The organism is Arthrobacter sp. AG367, from assembly GCF_007828995.1.
GTDB lineage: Bacteria > Actinomycetota > Actinomycetes > Actinomycetales > Micrococcaceae > Arthrobacter.
This window is the reverse complement of sequence record NZ_VIVE01000002.1, coordinates 319,953-334,908: the sequence shown is the minus strand read 5'-3', so window position 1 is coordinate 334,908 and position 14,956 is coordinate 319,953. Positions and strand designations below refer to the sequence as shown.

The window sequence follows — 14,956 nt, the reverse complement described above, 5'->3', positions numbered from 1 at the left end:
CGCGCGGGGCCCATCTGCGGAAGCTCCGCACGATTGGTGCTGCCAGTTTAAGCGCATGTATTGGGCTTGCGAAGGCATCGGCCTACCCAATCTGCTTACAATCGAAACCTCTGACCACTACTGAGGGACCCATGAAGAAATTCGCCACAGCCCTGTTTGCCGCCGGCCTCGTTGCCTCCGCCACGGCCTGCTCCGCCACGCACCAACTGTCCACCGCTGAAACCTGCGAGCGGATCCAGGCCGTTGTGTCGAACCCCGCCAACAACGCCGGCAAGACGGGGATGAACAACCTCGCCAACCAGATCCGACCCATCCACGCCGTTGCTTCGGACGATCTCAAGCCCGCCCTGGCCTCGATCCTGGCGTACACGGACGAGCAGGCCAAGGAAAACCCGGACAAGGACAAGCTGGCCGATCTGCAGTCGGGCTACCAGGAAGCCGGCAGCACCTACAGCAAGTTCTGCGGCCAGGCCGGCGGCTAGACAATCTTCTGAAGGGACCGGCCGCCTGCGGGACAGGCGGCCGGTCCTTTCTCTGTCTCCGGCCTATCTCTGTCTCCGGCCTAGAGCGTGGCCGGATCCGTGTTGGCGCCGCAAAGGATGACGGCAACGCGTTCGTCCTTTCCGGGCACGTAGGCGCCGGAGGCGAGCGCGGCGTAGGCGGCTGCGGCACCGTGCTCCACCAAGATCCGGTAGTCGTTCCACAGCGCGGAGCGGGCGGCGATGATCTGTTCATCGGAGACCAGGACGCTCCCGACGCCGCAGCGGACCGCGACGGAGAAGCCGATGTCGCCTATGCGGCGGGCACCCAGGGAGTCCGCGGCGATGCCCGATACCGGGACGTCCACCGGTTCCCCTGCCGCCAGGGCGGCGTGGAGGGTGGGCGCAGTTTCCGGTTCCACAGCCACCACTTTGGCAAAGCCTTCGACGGCGGCGGCTACTCCCGCCATCAGGCCGCCACCGCCCACGGCCACCAGGACGGTGTCCACGTCCGGCACCTGTTCCAGCAATTCGGAGCCCACCGTCCCGGCGCCGGCGGCAATTTCCGGTTGGTCGTAGGCATGGCAGTAGATGGCGCCGGTCTTCTCTGCGTGCGCAATGGCGGCCTGGTAGGCGGCCGCGTACTCTGAACCGCCCTGGACCACTGTGGCGCCGATGGCCCTGAGCTTACCGACTTTGACGGCCGGTGCCGCTTCAGGAACGAAGACCGTTGCAGGCACCCCGAGCTGGGCCGCCGCATAGGCGTTGGCCAGGCCCGCGTTCCCGCCGGATGCCACAACCACCCCCACGTCCGCCTGCAGTTCACCCCGTTCCTTGCTGGCCAGGATCCGGTTCAGCGCGCCCCGGGCCTTGAACGTGCCCGTGTGCTGCATGAATTCGCATTTGAACCAGACCGGGCCGGCGGCGGTGCCCGCATCCGCCTGCAGGACGGGCGTCCTGCGGACAAGGCCCGCTGTCCGCTGCGCGGCCTGGTCGATGTCAGCGCGGGTGATCATTGTCAGACTTCGTCATCCCAGGCGCCCGGCTCCGCCAGCGCCTCTTCGGGCTTCTGTTCCGGGTCGGCCTCTTCGCCGCCCACATACGATGCCGGGACCGTTCCGGCAGCATGGCCCTGCTGTTCCTCGCGGATGTTGGATGCTCCCGGCTGTTCCAGGTGCTGGCCGGACTGCGGGGCCTTGGTGACGTCGTCCTTGGTTTCGTCCTTGGCCCCGTCCGGGTCGCCCGGCCCGCGGAGGTCTGCGGTGTTCTGGGGATCGTCGCTGGAAACGGTCATGGTCCTGCCTTTCACCTGGGAACTGCTGTACCGGCCGGGGAACCCCCGACCGGCTTCCAGCCTACGGTCTGGAGGTAGTCGCCGGCCCGTTCCCGCGCGATTTCCAGCAGTGTTGAGTGGAAGGCAACCTCCGCCGTCGTATCCTGCTGTGGGTGGTGGCCGGCCTGGCCATCCTGGGTGTGATTGCCCTCGTTGCCGGCGGCATGTTCAACCAGGCGGCCGCCACGGACCCGGAGCCGACCATGACCGCTGTCCAGATCATCCCGCTGGTGATCCTCGTGGTGATGTTCGTCGTCGCCACCAAATGGCCGCTGAACATCGGGGTGATGGGACTCGTCGCGTCATTCGGCGTCGGCTATTTCATGCTCGGGATGTCTGACAAGCAGATCCTCGAGGAGTTCCCGGCCACCATCGTCCTCACCATCATCGGCGTCACCTACTTCTTCAGCATGGCCCAGCGCAACGGCACCATCGAGATCATCGTCAAGGGATGTGTGCGGATTGTCCGCGGCAAGACGATGCTGCTGCCGTGGGTGTTCTTCCTGGTCGCCGCCGCGCTGACCTCGCTCGGAACGTTCTCCCCGGCCGCCATCGCGCTGCTGGCACCGGCCGCGATCGGGTTCGCTTACGAATCGCGCATCCACCCCGTGGTCATGGGCGCCTTCATCATCAACGGCGCACACGCCGGCGGATTCTCCCCGCTGTCAGTGGCCGGCGTGCTGGTCCACAACATCGCACTGAAGAACGACTTCCCGATTTCCCAGGGCGGCCTGTTCATTGCCAGCTTCGCCCTGAACCTCATCCTCTCGGTGCTGACCATCGTCCTGTTCGCCCTGATCGGCAAACTGCGCGACGGTGCCAGCGGGCTGCACGTGGACATCGACACTTCCTCCGCCGGACGCCCGCACGGCCAGCAGATTCTGACGCTGGCGCTGATCGCGGCAATGCTGGTGTGCACCCTCGGCTTCCACATGCCCATCGGCTTCGTGGCCCTCTCCGCCGGCCTCCTGCTCGCGTTCATCAACATCAAGGAACACAAGACCTTCATCGGCGGCATCTCCTGGTCGACCGTCCTGCTGGTGGCAGGCATGATCACGTACGTATCCCTGCTGGAGCACGTGGGCGTCATCGACACGCTTGCCGAGCACGCCCTGGCCCTGGGGGCTCCGCTGCTGATCGCCCTGGTCCTCTGCTACGTGATCGGTGTCGGCTCGGCCTTCGCGTCCTCCACCGCCCTGCTGACCGCTTTCATCCCGCTGGCCGGCCCACTCCTGGCCACCAGCTCGCTCAGCGCCTCCGGAACCGTGGCCGCGCTGGCCATCGCAGCCACCGTCGTCGACGTATCCCCCTTCTCCACGGACGGAGCACTCGTAGTGGCCAACGCCCGCGACGACGACCGGCAGCGCGTCTACAAGCAGCTGATGTTCTACGCAGGCGGCGTGGTGCTGGTGGCACCGGTACTGGCGTGGGCCCTGCTGGTACCCACCGGCATCATGTAGGTCCTTTTCCACCATCAGGCGGCCCGTCAGCATCTAGCGGCCCGCTTTGCTGTTCACTTCCTTGACCTGCCGCCCCGGACTCTGTCCCCCAGCTGTGAATTGCAGCTCACCCGGGACGTTGCGCCCTCCCCCGGCGTTGAACAAGGCGGCGGGAGGAGGCCGGATGATCATTGTGCTGACGGGTATCGACGGATCAGGGAAGTCGACGGCGGCCCGCGCCTTGGCGTCGTCGGTGCGGGCGGAGGGCGGCCGTGCGCTGCTCCTGAGCAACCACGCGGGCCGGCGGGTCATGTCCCTGCTGTCCGCCAGGCTGGGAGTGCGCCTGCCCGCCAAACTGGCCGACGCCGTCGAAACCGCCCTCCGGGTGGGCAACGTACTGGTATCGCACCTGCGCGCCAGCCGGTTCGACGGCCTGGTAATCATGGACCGGCACCTCCACTGCCAGCTGGCACTGCGGACCGCCAACGGATTGCCACGCGGCCGGTTCCTTCCGTGGCTGCTGGCCCGCCTGCCGGAACCGGACGCCATTTTCCATCTGGACATCGACCCCGTCGAGGCGCACCACCGCATCATTGTCCGGGGCACTGACTCAGAGAGCCTTGATGACCTCGCCGCATTCCAGTCGGGATACCGGGACCTGCCGGAGTACGCGCGCTTCGTGAAGCTGGACGCCTCCGTCCCCGCACAGCAGTTGATGGCCGAGTTGCGCTCACGATTCGACGGGGTCGCAGTCACAAACACAATTTAACATTCCACATAGCGGAATTTGGTTTTCCTCTTGCGGAATTAGTGTGACGAGGATTACGTTGGAAACGGCCCCGAAAACGGGCTGTTCCCGATTGATAGGCAAAGGTCAATGAAGATCCCAAACCCTGAGGCACTGAAGGCGAGTTCGGTGCCCGCGAAGAGGAAGCCGCTGTACAAGTCGCTCTTCTTCCAGATTCTGATCGCCGTCGTGGCAGGTGTCCTCATCGGGCATTTCTGGCCGGACCTTGGATCACAACTGAGGCCGCTCGGAGATGGCTTCATCAAACTCATCAAAATGATCATCGCGCCGCTGATCTTCCTGGTGATCGTTACCGGAATTTCAGCCGTAGGCGACGTCAAGGCGGTCGGAAGGGTTGGGGTAAAGGCCCTGCTCTACTTCACGGGAGCAACCCTGTTCGCCCTGGTCTTCGGACTCATTGTGGGAAACATCGTCCAGCCCGGAGCCGGCCTGAACATCGACCCGTCGACGCTCTCCCAGGCAGACCTGGACGCAAAGACCGGGTCCGCGGCACCCAAGGATGCAGCATCCTTCATTCTGGACATCATCCCGGCCAGCGTCATCGGCGCATTTGCCAGCAACAGCCTCCTGCAAGTGCTCTTCTTCTCAGTGTTTTTTGGTGCTGCCATCGTAGTGATCGGGCGTGAAAAGTGCCTGCCGGTCATCAACGTCATGGAAACCATCCTGGAACTGATCTTCAAGATCATGGCATGGATCATGAAGGTCGCCCCGCTGGGCGCCTTCGGCGCCATGGCATTCATCATCGGCCAGTACGGGCTGGATACCCTGAGCACCTACGCGGTCCTGATCGCAGCCTGCTACGGCGCCGCTTTGGTCTTCATCGGCCTGCTGTTCGTCGTGGCCTGGGGGTTTGCCCGGGTGCCGCTCTGGCAGTTCCTGAAGTACACGCGGGAGGAGTTCCTCCTGGCCCTGGGCACCGCATCAACCGAAGCGGTGATGCCCAGGATCATGACCAAACTGACCAACGCGGGCTGTTCCCGTGCCACCACCGGCCTTGTGGTGCCCACCGGTTACTCCTTCAACCTCGATGGCGCCGCGATCTACCTTTCGATCTCCCTGCTGTTCCTGGCCCAGGCCTTCGGCCACCACCTTGACCTTGGCCAACAGCTGGCCGCCCTTGGCGTACTGCTGCTGACATCCAAGGGCATGGCGGGAGTTCCCGGCTCCTCGTTCCTCGCACTTTCCGCCACTGCTGCAGCACTGGGTATCTTCCCGGTGGCCGGCGTGGCACTGCTCCTTGGCGCAGACCGGCTCATGGACTCAATGCGCGTCGTAGTCAACCTGCTGGGCAACTGTGTTGCCACCTTCGTTGTCTCGAAGTGGGAAGGCCAGTTTGACCGCAGCGTCATGCTGCGCGCCTTCAAGGGTGAGATCACCAACCACGACTCTGCGATCCTGCTGGGCAAGGAAGAGGATTTTGAGGGGCAGGAGCTGCAGCGGCTTACAGCGGGACAGGACCCATCACCGAAGTTCCGGGGCGCACCAACACGGGAGGTCGTCTCCGAGTTGCCGGAAAACACAAGCGCCAGCGTCGGCTTGAGCGGCAAAGCCAAGTAGGGCGCCGGGCAACGAGAGAACGGGGCGGGCCAGGACAGTAATTGTCCTGGCCCGCCCCGTTTCAATATTGCGGAGTTGGTGCCGCTACCGCGACGCCGTCGGGGAGGCCGACGACGAGGAACCGCTGCCCGAGGTCATCGTCGCCGACGAGGTGGACGAGGCAGTGGACGACGCCGAGCTGCCCGGCGATGACGTGCCGGAAGAACCGGACGAGCTGGTGGAGGTGGGGCTGGACGTTGCGCCGCCTTCGGCCTTCTTCAACACGTCGTTAATGAGCTCCTCAAGCTCCTTCTGGTCCTTGTCGCCCAGATCGGTGCCGCCCTTGGTGGCAACCACCAACAGGCGCCCCTGGGCAGCGGAAACCTGCATCAGCTTCTGCTGGTTGTCGCCGCTGCGGGTGCTGACGGTTGCGAAGGTCTCATCAGCGTCAGTGTCCGCCTTCAGCTCCTGGCTGGAAACGTCGTACTTCTGGCCAAGGGCGGAGACCGAGAATTTGGCGCACTGGTTCATCTTGCCGCTGATGTCACTCAGTGTCTTGACGGCGTCGGGGCCCTGGCTGCCGGACTGTGCTGACAGCGTGCGCGGCTGGTTGCCCTCGGAAAGCGCCACGGCTACGTCGCCGCTTTCCACCTTGTCCAGCAAGCCGGCGGTGGCGATGTCCTTGCAGTCCTTGGGGTCGATGGTTGCCGTGCTCATGAGCAGGTTGGCAATGTTTCCGCCCTGGTCAACCTGCTCCTTGGAGTACAGCTTGAGTTCGTTGCCGTCAGCGTCCTTCATGCCCGAAATGAGGTCGCGGAGCTCGTCCTCCGAGTACACCTTGGCGTTGGCGGTTTGGCTGGCAGAGGCGGATGCCGACGTCGTTGCCGTGCCTGACGGGCTGGCAGTTCCGCCGCCTCCTCCCGAACAGCCGGCCAAGGCCAGCATCGCCGCAGTTACCACTCCAAGCGCAGAAACTTTTCGCATCAGGGTTAACCTCCGAAATAGACAGCATGCTTAGTAGTTTCAAGCGTAAAGGGTGAAAGGCGGGACGCAAATAACGGAACGGTCTCAAAACCGGCGGGATTGGCGAGCGCCGGGAGGACGCCAAGTATCAGGCCGGGGGGTGGCCCGGCTCCTGGAGCTGCGGGTGCCGCCATGCTCCGCTGGCCTTCGCCTGGTGGCCGAGGCTTCGCGAGATGGCCCGCGCGGCGGCCCTGACCAGCGGCACCAGATCATGCGCCGGCGTCTGGGCATCCGGGACCACAATGGACAATGCAGCCACTACATCGCCGGCAGCCCCATGAATGGGTGCGGCGACGGAGACAGTGCGGGAGGGATGGTCCCGCCGAACCACTGCGACGCCGGATTGCCTTACGTTTGCCAGGACACCGCGAAGCCGGGCCGCCGGGAGACTCCCGGCATCCGAAACACTGCCCGGCACCCCTGGGGGCGCCGGCTGCGAAAGCAGTTCCTGCAGCAGCTCCGGAGCGGCGTGGGCCAGCAGTACCTGCCCGACGGCGGTGGTCCCCAGCGGCATGCGTCCGCCAACCCGGTAGGCCACCTCCGTCGCGGTCCGGGAAGAGAGCCGATCGATCAGGACCGCGTCCGTGCCTTCGCGGACGGCAAGCAGCACGTGATGCCGGGTGACCTCGTACAGATCCTCAAGGTAAGGCAGGGCGATTTGCCGCACCCCGTGGCCCCGCGGCGAGAGCGAGGCAATTTCCCAGAGGCGCACACCCACCACGTAGCGGCCGTCCTCGAGGCGTTCCAGCGCGCCCCACTCCGTCAGGTGCCGCACCAGCCGCAGGGCCGTGGCAGGGGCAAGTCCGGCCTGGCGGGACAGTTCGGACAGATTCAGGGCACGGCGCTGTTCCGTAAACTGGGCAAGAAGGCTCAGAGCCCGCACCAGTACGGGCGTGCCCGGAAGACCGGTGGCGGCCTCTGTGGGCGCGGCGGCTGCCGCCCTGCCCGCTCCCGCCATCTCCGCCTCCATCCGTTGCGTCCTTCAAGCCTGGGCGGTGTGTGCCCCGCCACAAAGAGGCTTTTCACCCAGTGAAAAGACCGTTCGCAGGGCTGCTGCAGCAGGCCAAGCTGATGGACGTCCCGCAGGCATACAGCCAGCGTCCCTTGACCCGATTGGAATCAATGATGAACTCCAATGCCCCCAGCAAATCCCTGGCCGGTATCTTCGTACTGTGCTGGCTTGGCCTGCTCGCCGACGGCTACGACCTCTACGTCTACGGCGCCACCCTCCCCGCCCTGATCGGGCAGCCGCCCTTCAATGTCACGCCCGCCGCGGCAGGCGCGGTGGGCTCGTTGGCGCTGGTGGGGATGCTGCTCGGTTCACTCGTCGTGGGTACGCTCACGGACCGGCTTGGCCGCCGCCGGATCTTTGTGTCCGCCCTGGCGTTGTTCTCGCTGGCCATGCTCGCCTGCGCCATGGCACCCAGCTGGGAGCTCTTCGCAGCGTTCCGCTTCATCGCCTGCTTCGGCGTGGGCGGCCTGCTGCCGACGGCGGTAGCCCTCACCAATGAATTCGCGCCGCCGGGGAAAAAGTCACTGGTCCTCGGTGCGGTGCTGACCGGGCCGGCAACGGGTACTGTTGCCGCTTCGCTGACGTCCCTCGCTGTCCTGGAGTCCAGTGGTTTCCGCCCGGTGTACGCGATCGGTGCCGCAGGGCTGCTGATCGTTCCCTTCGCCTGGTTCCTGCTGCCGGAGTCACCGTCGTTCCTGCGGACCCGGTCCCGCACCGCAGAGGCCGACAGCATCGAGGCCGCCTACGGGCTGCCCCGCACCACGGATGTCCCGGCCACAGCCGTGCGGGTCTCTCCAACGCGCGCCCTCTTCGCCAACGGCACCGGCAAGACCTCAGTCCTGCTGTGGGGCATCACTCTCCTGAGCCTGCTGACCATCTTTGGCGTCAGCACGTGGCTGCCGCAGATCATGCGCACTGCCGGGTTCGGCGTCGGATCCTCCGTGGCATTCCTGCTGGCCTACTCGGTGGGTGCCGTGGTCGGCACCGTCCTGGCATCTGTGGCCAGCCAGAAGTTCGGGCCCGGGCCGCTGGTGGTGGTGGGGTTCGCCAGTGCAGCGGCAGCCCTGCTCCTGATGTCCGCCAACCCGCCGGCCGCGCTCATGACGGTGCTCGCCGCCGTCGCAGGTTTCGGCGGCCTGGGCACGCAGAACATGATCAACGACTACATCGCCCAGTTCTACCCTGCCGCCACCCGCGCCACCGGCCTTGGCTGGGCACTTGCTGTGGGACGCATCGGAGCCATCGCAGGCCCAACCTACGGCGCACTGCTGGTGGGCTTCGGCGGCGGCGTCCCCGTAGCCGCCATTGCCTTCGCGGCGCCCGCCCTGCTGGGTGCGGTGCTCATGCTCGCCCTGCGCACCAGGGCAGTGCGGCAGCCTGCCGCGCCCCGCGATGCGGAACTGGTGCGCTAACGCCCGGCCCGGCAACAAAGGTGGCCGGGCGGCCCCCCGCGGCCCGCGCCTGTGGAATAATCCAAGCAGGTGGTCCGGACCGGACTTATCCAGCAGCAGGAGGGGCCTCAATTGTCCGCCACATCAAGGAGCACCGCCGGAGCGGCGGCCACGGCCATCAATAACACCCAGGTCCCCAAGCACGAGCAGCTGCGGTTGATCATACTCAAGCTCGCCAAAGAGGAACTGGAGCCCGGCGCCCGGCTTCCCAGCGAGCGGACGCTCATGGACTCCTACGGTGTCAGCCGCATTACAGTCCGCGCCGCCATCGGCCGCCTGGTCAACGAGGGGCACCTGGTCCGGGTTCCGGCGAAGGGTACCTTCGTGGCGGATTCCCCAGTGCAGTCAACACTCCACCTGGCTTCGTTCACGCAGGAAATGGAGGCGATGGGACACGTGCCCAGTACGGTGGTGCTGGTGGCCGAAGCGGGCGCTGCCCCCACGGATACGGCAGAGGCGCTCAGCCTGCCGCCGGGCTCCGAGGCCATCCACTTGAAGCGCCTCCGCCTGGCAGACGGCCGGCCGGTCAGCGTGGATGACGCCTGGTACAACCCCGAACATGCCCGCGGCCTTCTGGACATCGACCTGACCGGCTCGGTTTACAAAGCCCTCGCCGCGCAGTTCGGGCACCAGATCGACAGGGCACGGCAGAGCGTGCGGTCCGAGGGCGCCCCCGCGGATGTGGGGGCGCTCCTCGGAACCGGCACGGGGGCGCCGGTGCTGGCCTTCGACCGGGTGTCCTATTCAGGCCCCCTTGCCATCGAACATTCACGTTCGTGGTACCGCTCCGACCGCTACTCGCTGAACATGGAAGTCCGGCTCTAGAAGCCAACCCCTAGTCCAGCGAGAACAGCTTCTGGCCGGCGGTGACCGTGCCGGCTCCAGTAAGCGTTGCCACGTCCGGCTTGGTATCGAGGACGACGACGGGACTCACCATCGAGTAACCTGCCGCAAGGGCGGCGGTGGGATCGACACGCATGACGGCAGCGCCGGCGTCGACAGTGTCGCCTTGGGCAATCAGCAGCTTAAAGCCTTCGCCTTTGAGCTTGACCGTATCGATGCCCACATGGGTGAGGACGCCGCGCCCCGAGGACTCAACCACAACAAAGGCGTGCGGCAGCAGCTTGACCACCTTTCCCGCCACGGGGGACACGACGTCGAACATCTCGCCCGCCGGCGGTTCCACTGCGGCGCCGGAACCCACCATCTGGCCGGCGAACACAGGGTCCGGGACTTCGGCAAGGCGAATTACGGTACCCGCGATGGGTGCCAGCACCACCAGGGACTGACCCACTAGAGGAGGTCCTCGATGTCTTCGGCCAGGTTGTCGGCCTCGGGGCCAACAATGACCTGGACAGCCGTGCCGGAGGTCAGCACGCCGTGGGCTCCGGCGGCCTTCAAGGAGGCCTCGTTCACGAGGGAACCATCTTTAACCTCCGTGCGAAGGCGGGTAATGCAGGCTTCAATCTCCACGATGTTGCCGGCGCCGCCCAGTCCTTCAATGATCTTTTCTGCTTTGGACATGGTTGCCCTTTCTGATGGTGCCCGCTGGGAGCACTGCTTCCTCACCGGGGCCGGCGGCCCAAGTGCGACCAATTATGGCTTCCACCACCGGCCTTTTGAATGGCCCGGCGGGATTTCCCATTGCCTTGACAGGTACTCGTGGGATGAATCACACTGAACTGGTCATAACCAGACAGTACCGGCTGGAACCCCTCCTTTACAAGCCCCACCCGAACCCGCAGAGGTGCAACCATGTCAACATCCGAGACCGCCGCCCTGGCTCCCGAAAAGAAGCCAAACAAGGCGTTTGCCACACTGCAGCGCCTGGGCCGCACCCTGATGCTGCCCATCGCCGTTCTTCCCGCCGCAGGCATCCTGCTGCGCATTGGCCAGGCCGACCTGCTTGGCGCCATTCCTGGATTCGAAGGCGGCGCCGCCGTCATCTCCGCAGCCGGCAATGCGGTCTTCACCTGGCTGCCGCTCATTTTTGCGGTGGGCATTGCCATCGGCTGGGCCAAGAAGGCCGATGGTTCCACTGCTTTGGCCGCCGTCGTTGGCTACATGGTGATCGACGGCGTCTTCAAGGCCATGTCCCCGCTGGTCCTGGCAGGACAGGTTGACCCGGCCGGCAAGCAGGCGATGATCAATTACGGCGTCCTGGCCGGCATTGTGGTGGGCCTGCTTTCCGCATCGCTGTGGCAGCGCTTCTACCGCACAAAACTGCCGGACTTCCTTGGATTCTTCAGCGGCCGCCGCCTGGTGCCCATCCTGACCTCCGTTTCCAGCCTGGTAGCCGGCGTCGTCCTTGCCTTGGCCTACCCGCTCTTCAACGCCGGCCTTTCCGCGGTGGGCCAGGCCGTGGCCAGCAATGCTGTTGCCGGCGGCGGCATCTACGGCTTCGCCAACCGCATGTTGATCCCCGCGGGACTGCACCACATCCTGAACTCCGGCGTCTGGTTCCTCATCGGTGACTACACCGACGCCTCGGGCCACCTGGTCCGCGGTGACCTCAACCGCTTCTTCGCCGGAGACCCCAGCGCGGGCATCTTCATGACCGGCTTCTTCCCCATCATGATGTTCGGCCTGCCTGCAGCAGCGCTTGCCATCTGGCGCCACGCCAAGCCCTCGCAGAAGAAGATCGTCGGCGGCATCATGCTCTCCACCGCACTGACCGCCTTCTTCACCGGCATCACCGAACCGCTTGAGTACTCCTTCATGTTCGTGGCCTTCCCGCTCTACATCGTCCACGCCGTCCTGACCGGAACGTCCATGGCCCTGGTCAACGCGCTGGGAATCCATCACGGGTTCACATTCTCTGCAGGCCTGATCGACTTTGTCCTCAACTTCGGCAAATCACAGAACGGCTGGCTGCTCATCCCCATAGGACTTGGCTACGCGGCGATCTACTACTTCCTCTTCTCCTTCGTCATCAAGCGCTGGAATCTGCGCACCCCCGGCCGCGAGGACGACGAAGTCACCGTGGAGACCGACGCCGCCAAGTAGCGCCACCTATTTCATCCCCATCTCCCGCAACTGCAACCGGAAGCACCCAGAGCGCATGGAAATCATCATCCTTCCCACCCCTGACGACGTGGCCCGCACGGCCGCTGATGCCATCGAGGACCAGGTCCGCCGCGGCCCGTCCGTCCTGGGACTGGCCACCGGGTCCACCCCGCTGGGCACCTATCAGGAACTTATCGAACGGCACCGCAGCGGCGGCCTGAGCTTCGCGCAGGCCCAGGCGTTCCTGCTGGACGAGTACGTGGGACTGCCTGCCGGGCATCCGCAGTCATACCACTCGGTCATCCGGGAGGAATTCACGACCAGCGTGGACTTCGGCGACGGCGCGGTCCGCGGACTGGACGGCATGGCCCGGGATCCGCAGGCGGAGGCCGCCGCTTACGAGGCCCGGATCGCCGCCGCGGGCGGCGTGGATATCCAGATTCTGGGCATCGGGACGGATGGCCATGTGGGCTTCAATGAACCCATGTCCTCGCTGGCCTCCCGTACGCGGATCAAGACGCTCACCCGGCAGACGCGCCTGGACAACGCCCGCTTCTTTGATGCACCGGAGGAGGTGCCGGACCATGTGCTGACCCAGGGCCTGGGAACCATCCGTGAGGCCCGGCACCTGCTGCTGCTGGCCACGGGGGAGGCCAAGGCAGAGGCTGTGGCTGCCGCCGTCGAAGGTCCCGTAGCGGCCATCTGCCCGGCGTCGGCCCTCCAGCTGCACCCGCACGTCTCGGTACTGGTGGACGAGGCCGCAGCCTCCCGGCTCGCCCACCGCGAGTATTACCAGGACACCTTCGGCCGGAAGCCGGCATGGCAGGGACTCTGAGCGGCAGGCTGGTGTCCGTGGAATGCACCGCGCCGCAGTTTGAGCTGGCCGTGGAGAATGCCGACGGCGTCCGGCTGGCCGCCGCCGTGGGCGCGGCCCGGGTTGAACTGTGCGCCGCCCTGGCGGAGACAGAGGGCGTCACGCCAAGCATCGGCACCATCGGGCAGGCGTGCGGCCTGGGCCTTCCCGTCCATGTCCTGGTGCGTCCGCGGCCGGGCAACTTCACCTATTCGCCCGGCGAGCTCGATGTCATTGAGCGCGATGCCGCTGCGGCTTTGGGTGCCGGAGCCGCGGGCGTGGTGGTTGGTGTCCTGGCATCCGACGGCGGCCCGGATGTCCAGGCAATCCGGCACATTGTGGCAGCAGCGCGGGCCGTGAGGCCGGATGCCGAAGTCACGTTCCACCGCGCGTTCGACGCAGCCCTGGCCGCCGGCCTGGACCCTGCCGGGGCGCTCTCCCGGCTGGAGCACGCAGGGGTGGACCGGGTCCTCACCAGTGGTGGGGCCCCCGACTGCGCCGCGGGGCTGGAGATGCTGCGCAGGATTGTGCGGCAGGGACGCCGGAGTGCTCCCTCGGTCCAGATCATGGCCGGTGGGGGTGTCACCCTGGCGCTGGTACCGTCGCTCCTTGAAGCGGGAGTCCATGCCGTGCACACCTCAGCGCGGCCCCGGGAAGGGGGCGGGGCGGGCGGGGACCGCGCCGGCGCCGCGGACCACGGACTGGCCGCCCGCATGGCTGCCGCCGTGGCGGCCGTGCCGCTGCCCCAACCGACGAACGAAGGACGGTAACCGATGGGCAAGGAACTGTTTCTTCGCGGCCGCATCGTCACCGCCTCGCTGGATATTGCGGACGGGGTGGTGGCGGCCGACGGCGGCCTGGTCACCTTCGCGGGCCCGGCGCAGGACTTCCCCGGGGTACTTCCGCCGGACGCACCCGCCGGACGCATCCTGGTGCCGGGACTGGTGGACGTGCACTGCCATGGCGCCTACGGTTCGGATTTCTCGGAGGGCGATCCCGACGGCGCCGAGCGGGCGGCACGCTACCTGCACAGCCGCGGGACCACCACGCTGCTGGCCAGCCTGGTTACCGGAGAGCCCGGGGACCTGGTCCGGAACCTGGAGATACTGCGGGAGCTGGCAGGCCTGGGGCTGATTGCCGGATCGCACCTGGAAGGTCCGTTCCTCTCAGGCCAGCAGTGTGGCGCGCACGATCCCGTCCTGCTCCTGGAACCGGATCCTGAGGTGGTGGCCCGCATGCTGGCCGCGGCAGGGCCAACCCTGGCCTCCATGACCTTGGCGGCCGAGCTGCCCGGCGCCTCCGAACTTGCCGCCCTGCTTGCGGCCCGCGGCATCATCCCATCCCTGGGCCACACCGCCGCGGACCATGCGACAGCGGCAGCCTTCCTGGCGCGCGCGGCCGCGGCTTTGGACTCGGCCGGCAATTCCACCGGCAGGAACCGCCCAACGGTAACCCACCTGTTCAATGCCATGCCGCCGCTTCACCACCGCTCCCCCGGGCCAGTATCGGCGAGCCTCAGCGCAGCCAAGGCCGGGCAGGCTGTGGTGGAGCTGATTGCCGATGGCGTGCATCTGGCACCGGAAACCGTGAAGTTGGTGTTTGACCTTGTGGGGCCGCACAACATCACGCTGGTGACCGATTCGATGGCCGCCACCGGGCTGGAGGACGGCCAGTACAGGCTGGGGTCCCTCTCCGTCACAGTTGCCGGCGGCGTAGCCCGGGTTGACGCCACTGGCGCCATTGCCGGCGGCACCAGCACGTTGCTGGACGTCATCCGCTCCTGCGTTGCTGCCGGAGTTCCGTTGCGGGATGCCGTCACCTCCGCGTCGGCAGTCCCGGCATCGTTGCTGGGTCTCTCGGCGTATGCGGGCGACCTGCGCGCCGGAATGCAGGCCGACGTCGTCGTTCTTGACCAGGACCTGAACCTGAAGGCAGTGCTGCGAAGCGGCGAATGGGTCACCGCACCCGGCTGAGCTGCATTGCGGCGATGGGCGTCTGCTGCCGTGGCCTACCCAC

At 66.3% G+C, this 14,956-nt stretch carries 16 protein-coding genes; 10 read left to right on the top strand and 6 right to left on the bottom strand.

Going from position 1 to position 14,956, the window contains the following annotated elements; all coding sequences use genetic code 11:
- Positions 1-131: 131 nt before the first annotated feature.
- The gene (locus FB478_RS08605) at positions 132-482 is read left to right on the top strand and encodes a hypothetical protein (protein ID WP_018770711.1); all 351 of its coding nucleotides are present in this window, start codon (positions 132-134) and stop codon (positions 480-482) included.
- 80 nt (positions 483-562) lie between these two features.
- Here the strand turns inward: FB478_RS08605 and FB478_RS08600 are convergent, their stop codons facing one another.
- Positions 563-1,495 (bottom strand): threonine/serine dehydratase, encoded by a 933-nt coding sequence (locus tag FB478_RS08600; protein WP_144600191.1) that lies wholly within the window; start codon positions 1,493-1,495, stop codon positions 563-565.
- A 2-nt stretch (positions 1,496-1,497) separates the two neighbouring features.
- Positions 1,498-1,773 carry a hypothetical protein gene (locus FB478_RS08595; RefSeq protein WP_018770713.1) on the bottom strand — a complete coding sequence of 92 codons (276 nt, stop codon included), beginning with the start codon at positions 1,771-1,773 and terminating at the stop codon, positions 1,498-1,500.
- A 116-nt stretch (positions 1,774-1,889) separates the two neighbouring features.
- Between FB478_RS08595 and FB478_RS08590 the strand changes: the two genes are divergently transcribed.
- The 3 genes from FB478_RS08590 to FB478_RS08580 all read left to right on the top strand — a co-directional run bounded on the left by FB478_RS08590 (position 1,890) and on the right by FB478_RS08580 (position 5,616).
- A complete protein-coding gene (locus FB478_RS08590; RefSeq protein ID WP_223992790.1) occupies positions 1,890-3,272 on the top strand; it encodes an SLC13 family permease in 1,383 nt (460 codons plus the stop codon).
- A gap of 163 nt (positions 3,273-3,435) precedes the next feature.
- Positions 3,436-4,020 carry an AAA family ATPase gene (locus FB478_RS08585; protein WP_144600190.1) on the top strand — a complete coding sequence of 195 codons (585 nt, stop codon included), beginning with the start codon at positions 3,436-3,438 and terminating at the stop codon, positions 4,018-4,020.
- 108 nt (positions 4,021-4,128) lie between these two features.
- Positions 4,129-5,616 carry a C4-dicarboxylate transporter DctA gene (locus tag FB478_RS08580; protein ID WP_018770716.1) on the top strand — a complete coding sequence of 496 codons (1,488 nt, stop codon included), beginning with the start codon at positions 4,129-4,131 and terminating at the stop codon, positions 5,614-5,616.
- 84 nt (positions 5,617-5,700) lie between these two features.
- On the opposite strand, the gene FB478_RS08575 is transcribed toward FB478_RS08580, so the two are convergent.
- Both FB478_RS08575 and FB478_RS08570 read right to left on the bottom strand, forming a co-directional pair.
- Positions 5,701-6,579, bottom strand: a complete 879-nt coding sequence (locus FB478_RS08575; RefSeq protein ID WP_223992792.1) for a hypothetical protein — start codon at positions 6,577-6,579, stop codon at positions 5,701-5,703.
- Between the two features lie 127 nt (positions 6,580-6,706).
- Positions 6,707-7,588 (bottom strand): IclR family transcriptional regulator, encoded by an 882-nt coding sequence (locus FB478_RS08570; RefSeq protein ID WP_144600189.1) that lies wholly within the window; start codon positions 7,586-7,588, stop codon positions 6,707-6,709.
- Positions 7,589-7,647: 59 nt separating this feature from the next.
- Between FB478_RS08570 and FB478_RS08565 the strand changes: the two genes are divergently transcribed.
- On the top strand, positions 7,648-9,042 hold the full coding sequence (locus FB478_RS08565) for an MFS transporter (protein WP_261377367.1): 1,395 nt from the start codon (positions 7,648-7,650) through the stop codon (positions 9,040-9,042).
- Between the two features lie 111 nt (positions 9,043-9,153).
- On the top strand, positions 9,154-9,906 hold the full coding sequence (locus FB478_RS08560) for a GntR family transcriptional regulator (RefSeq protein ID WP_142070787.1): 753 nt from the start codon (positions 9,154-9,156) through the stop codon (positions 9,904-9,906).
- 10 nt (positions 9,907-9,916) lie between these two features.
- On the opposite strand, the gene FB478_RS08555 is transcribed toward FB478_RS08560, so the two are convergent.
- Together FB478_RS08555 and FB478_RS08550 are read right to left on the bottom strand one after the other, a co-directional pair.
- Positions 9,917-10,375, bottom strand: coding sequence for a glucose PTS transporter subunit IIA (locus FB478_RS08555; protein ID WP_144600188.1), 459 nt, complete (start codon positions 10,373-10,375; stop codon positions 9,917-9,919).
- The gene (locus FB478_RS08550; RefSeq protein WP_018770722.1) at positions 10,375-10,605 is read right to left on the bottom strand and encodes a glucose PTS transporter subunit EIIB; all 231 of its coding nucleotides are present in this window, start codon (positions 10,603-10,605) and stop codon (positions 10,375-10,377) included. The genes FB478_RS08555 and FB478_RS08550 overlap by 1 nt, the downstream gene beginning before the upstream one ends.
- A 231-nt stretch (positions 10,606-10,836) precedes the next feature.
- On the opposite strand from FB478_RS08550, the gene FB478_RS08545 reads away from it, so the two are divergent.
- Genes FB478_RS08545 through FB478_RS08530 form a run of 4 tightly spaced genes read left to right on the top strand, consistent with a single transcriptional unit; the run spans position 10,837 to position 14,913 of the window.
- On the top strand, positions 10,837-12,087 hold the full coding sequence (locus FB478_RS08545) for a PTS transporter subunit EIIC (RefSeq protein WP_018770723.1): 1,251 nt from the start codon (positions 10,837-10,839) through the stop codon (positions 12,085-12,087).
- A gap of 55 nt (positions 12,088-12,142) precedes the next feature.
- On the top strand, positions 12,143-12,922 hold the full coding sequence (nagB, locus tag FB478_RS08540) for a glucosamine-6-phosphate deaminase (RefSeq protein ID WP_056391656.1): 780 nt from the start codon (positions 12,143-12,145) through the stop codon (positions 12,920-12,922).
- The gene (locus tag FB478_RS08535; RefSeq protein WP_056391658.1) at positions 12,907-13,710 is read left to right on the top strand and encodes a copper homeostasis protein CutC; all 804 of its coding nucleotides are present in this window, start codon (positions 12,907-12,909) and stop codon (positions 13,708-13,710) included. Before nagB ends, FB478_RS08535 begins: the two co-directional genes overlap by 16 nt.
- A gap of 3 nt (positions 13,711-13,713) precedes the next feature.
- Positions 13,714-14,913 carry an N-acetylglucosamine-6-phosphate deacetylase gene (locus FB478_RS08530; RefSeq protein WP_144600187.1) on the top strand — a complete coding sequence of 400 codons (1,200 nt, stop codon included), beginning with the start codon at positions 13,714-13,716 and terminating at the stop codon, positions 14,911-14,913.
- Positions 14,914-14,956 lie beyond the last annotated feature (43 nt).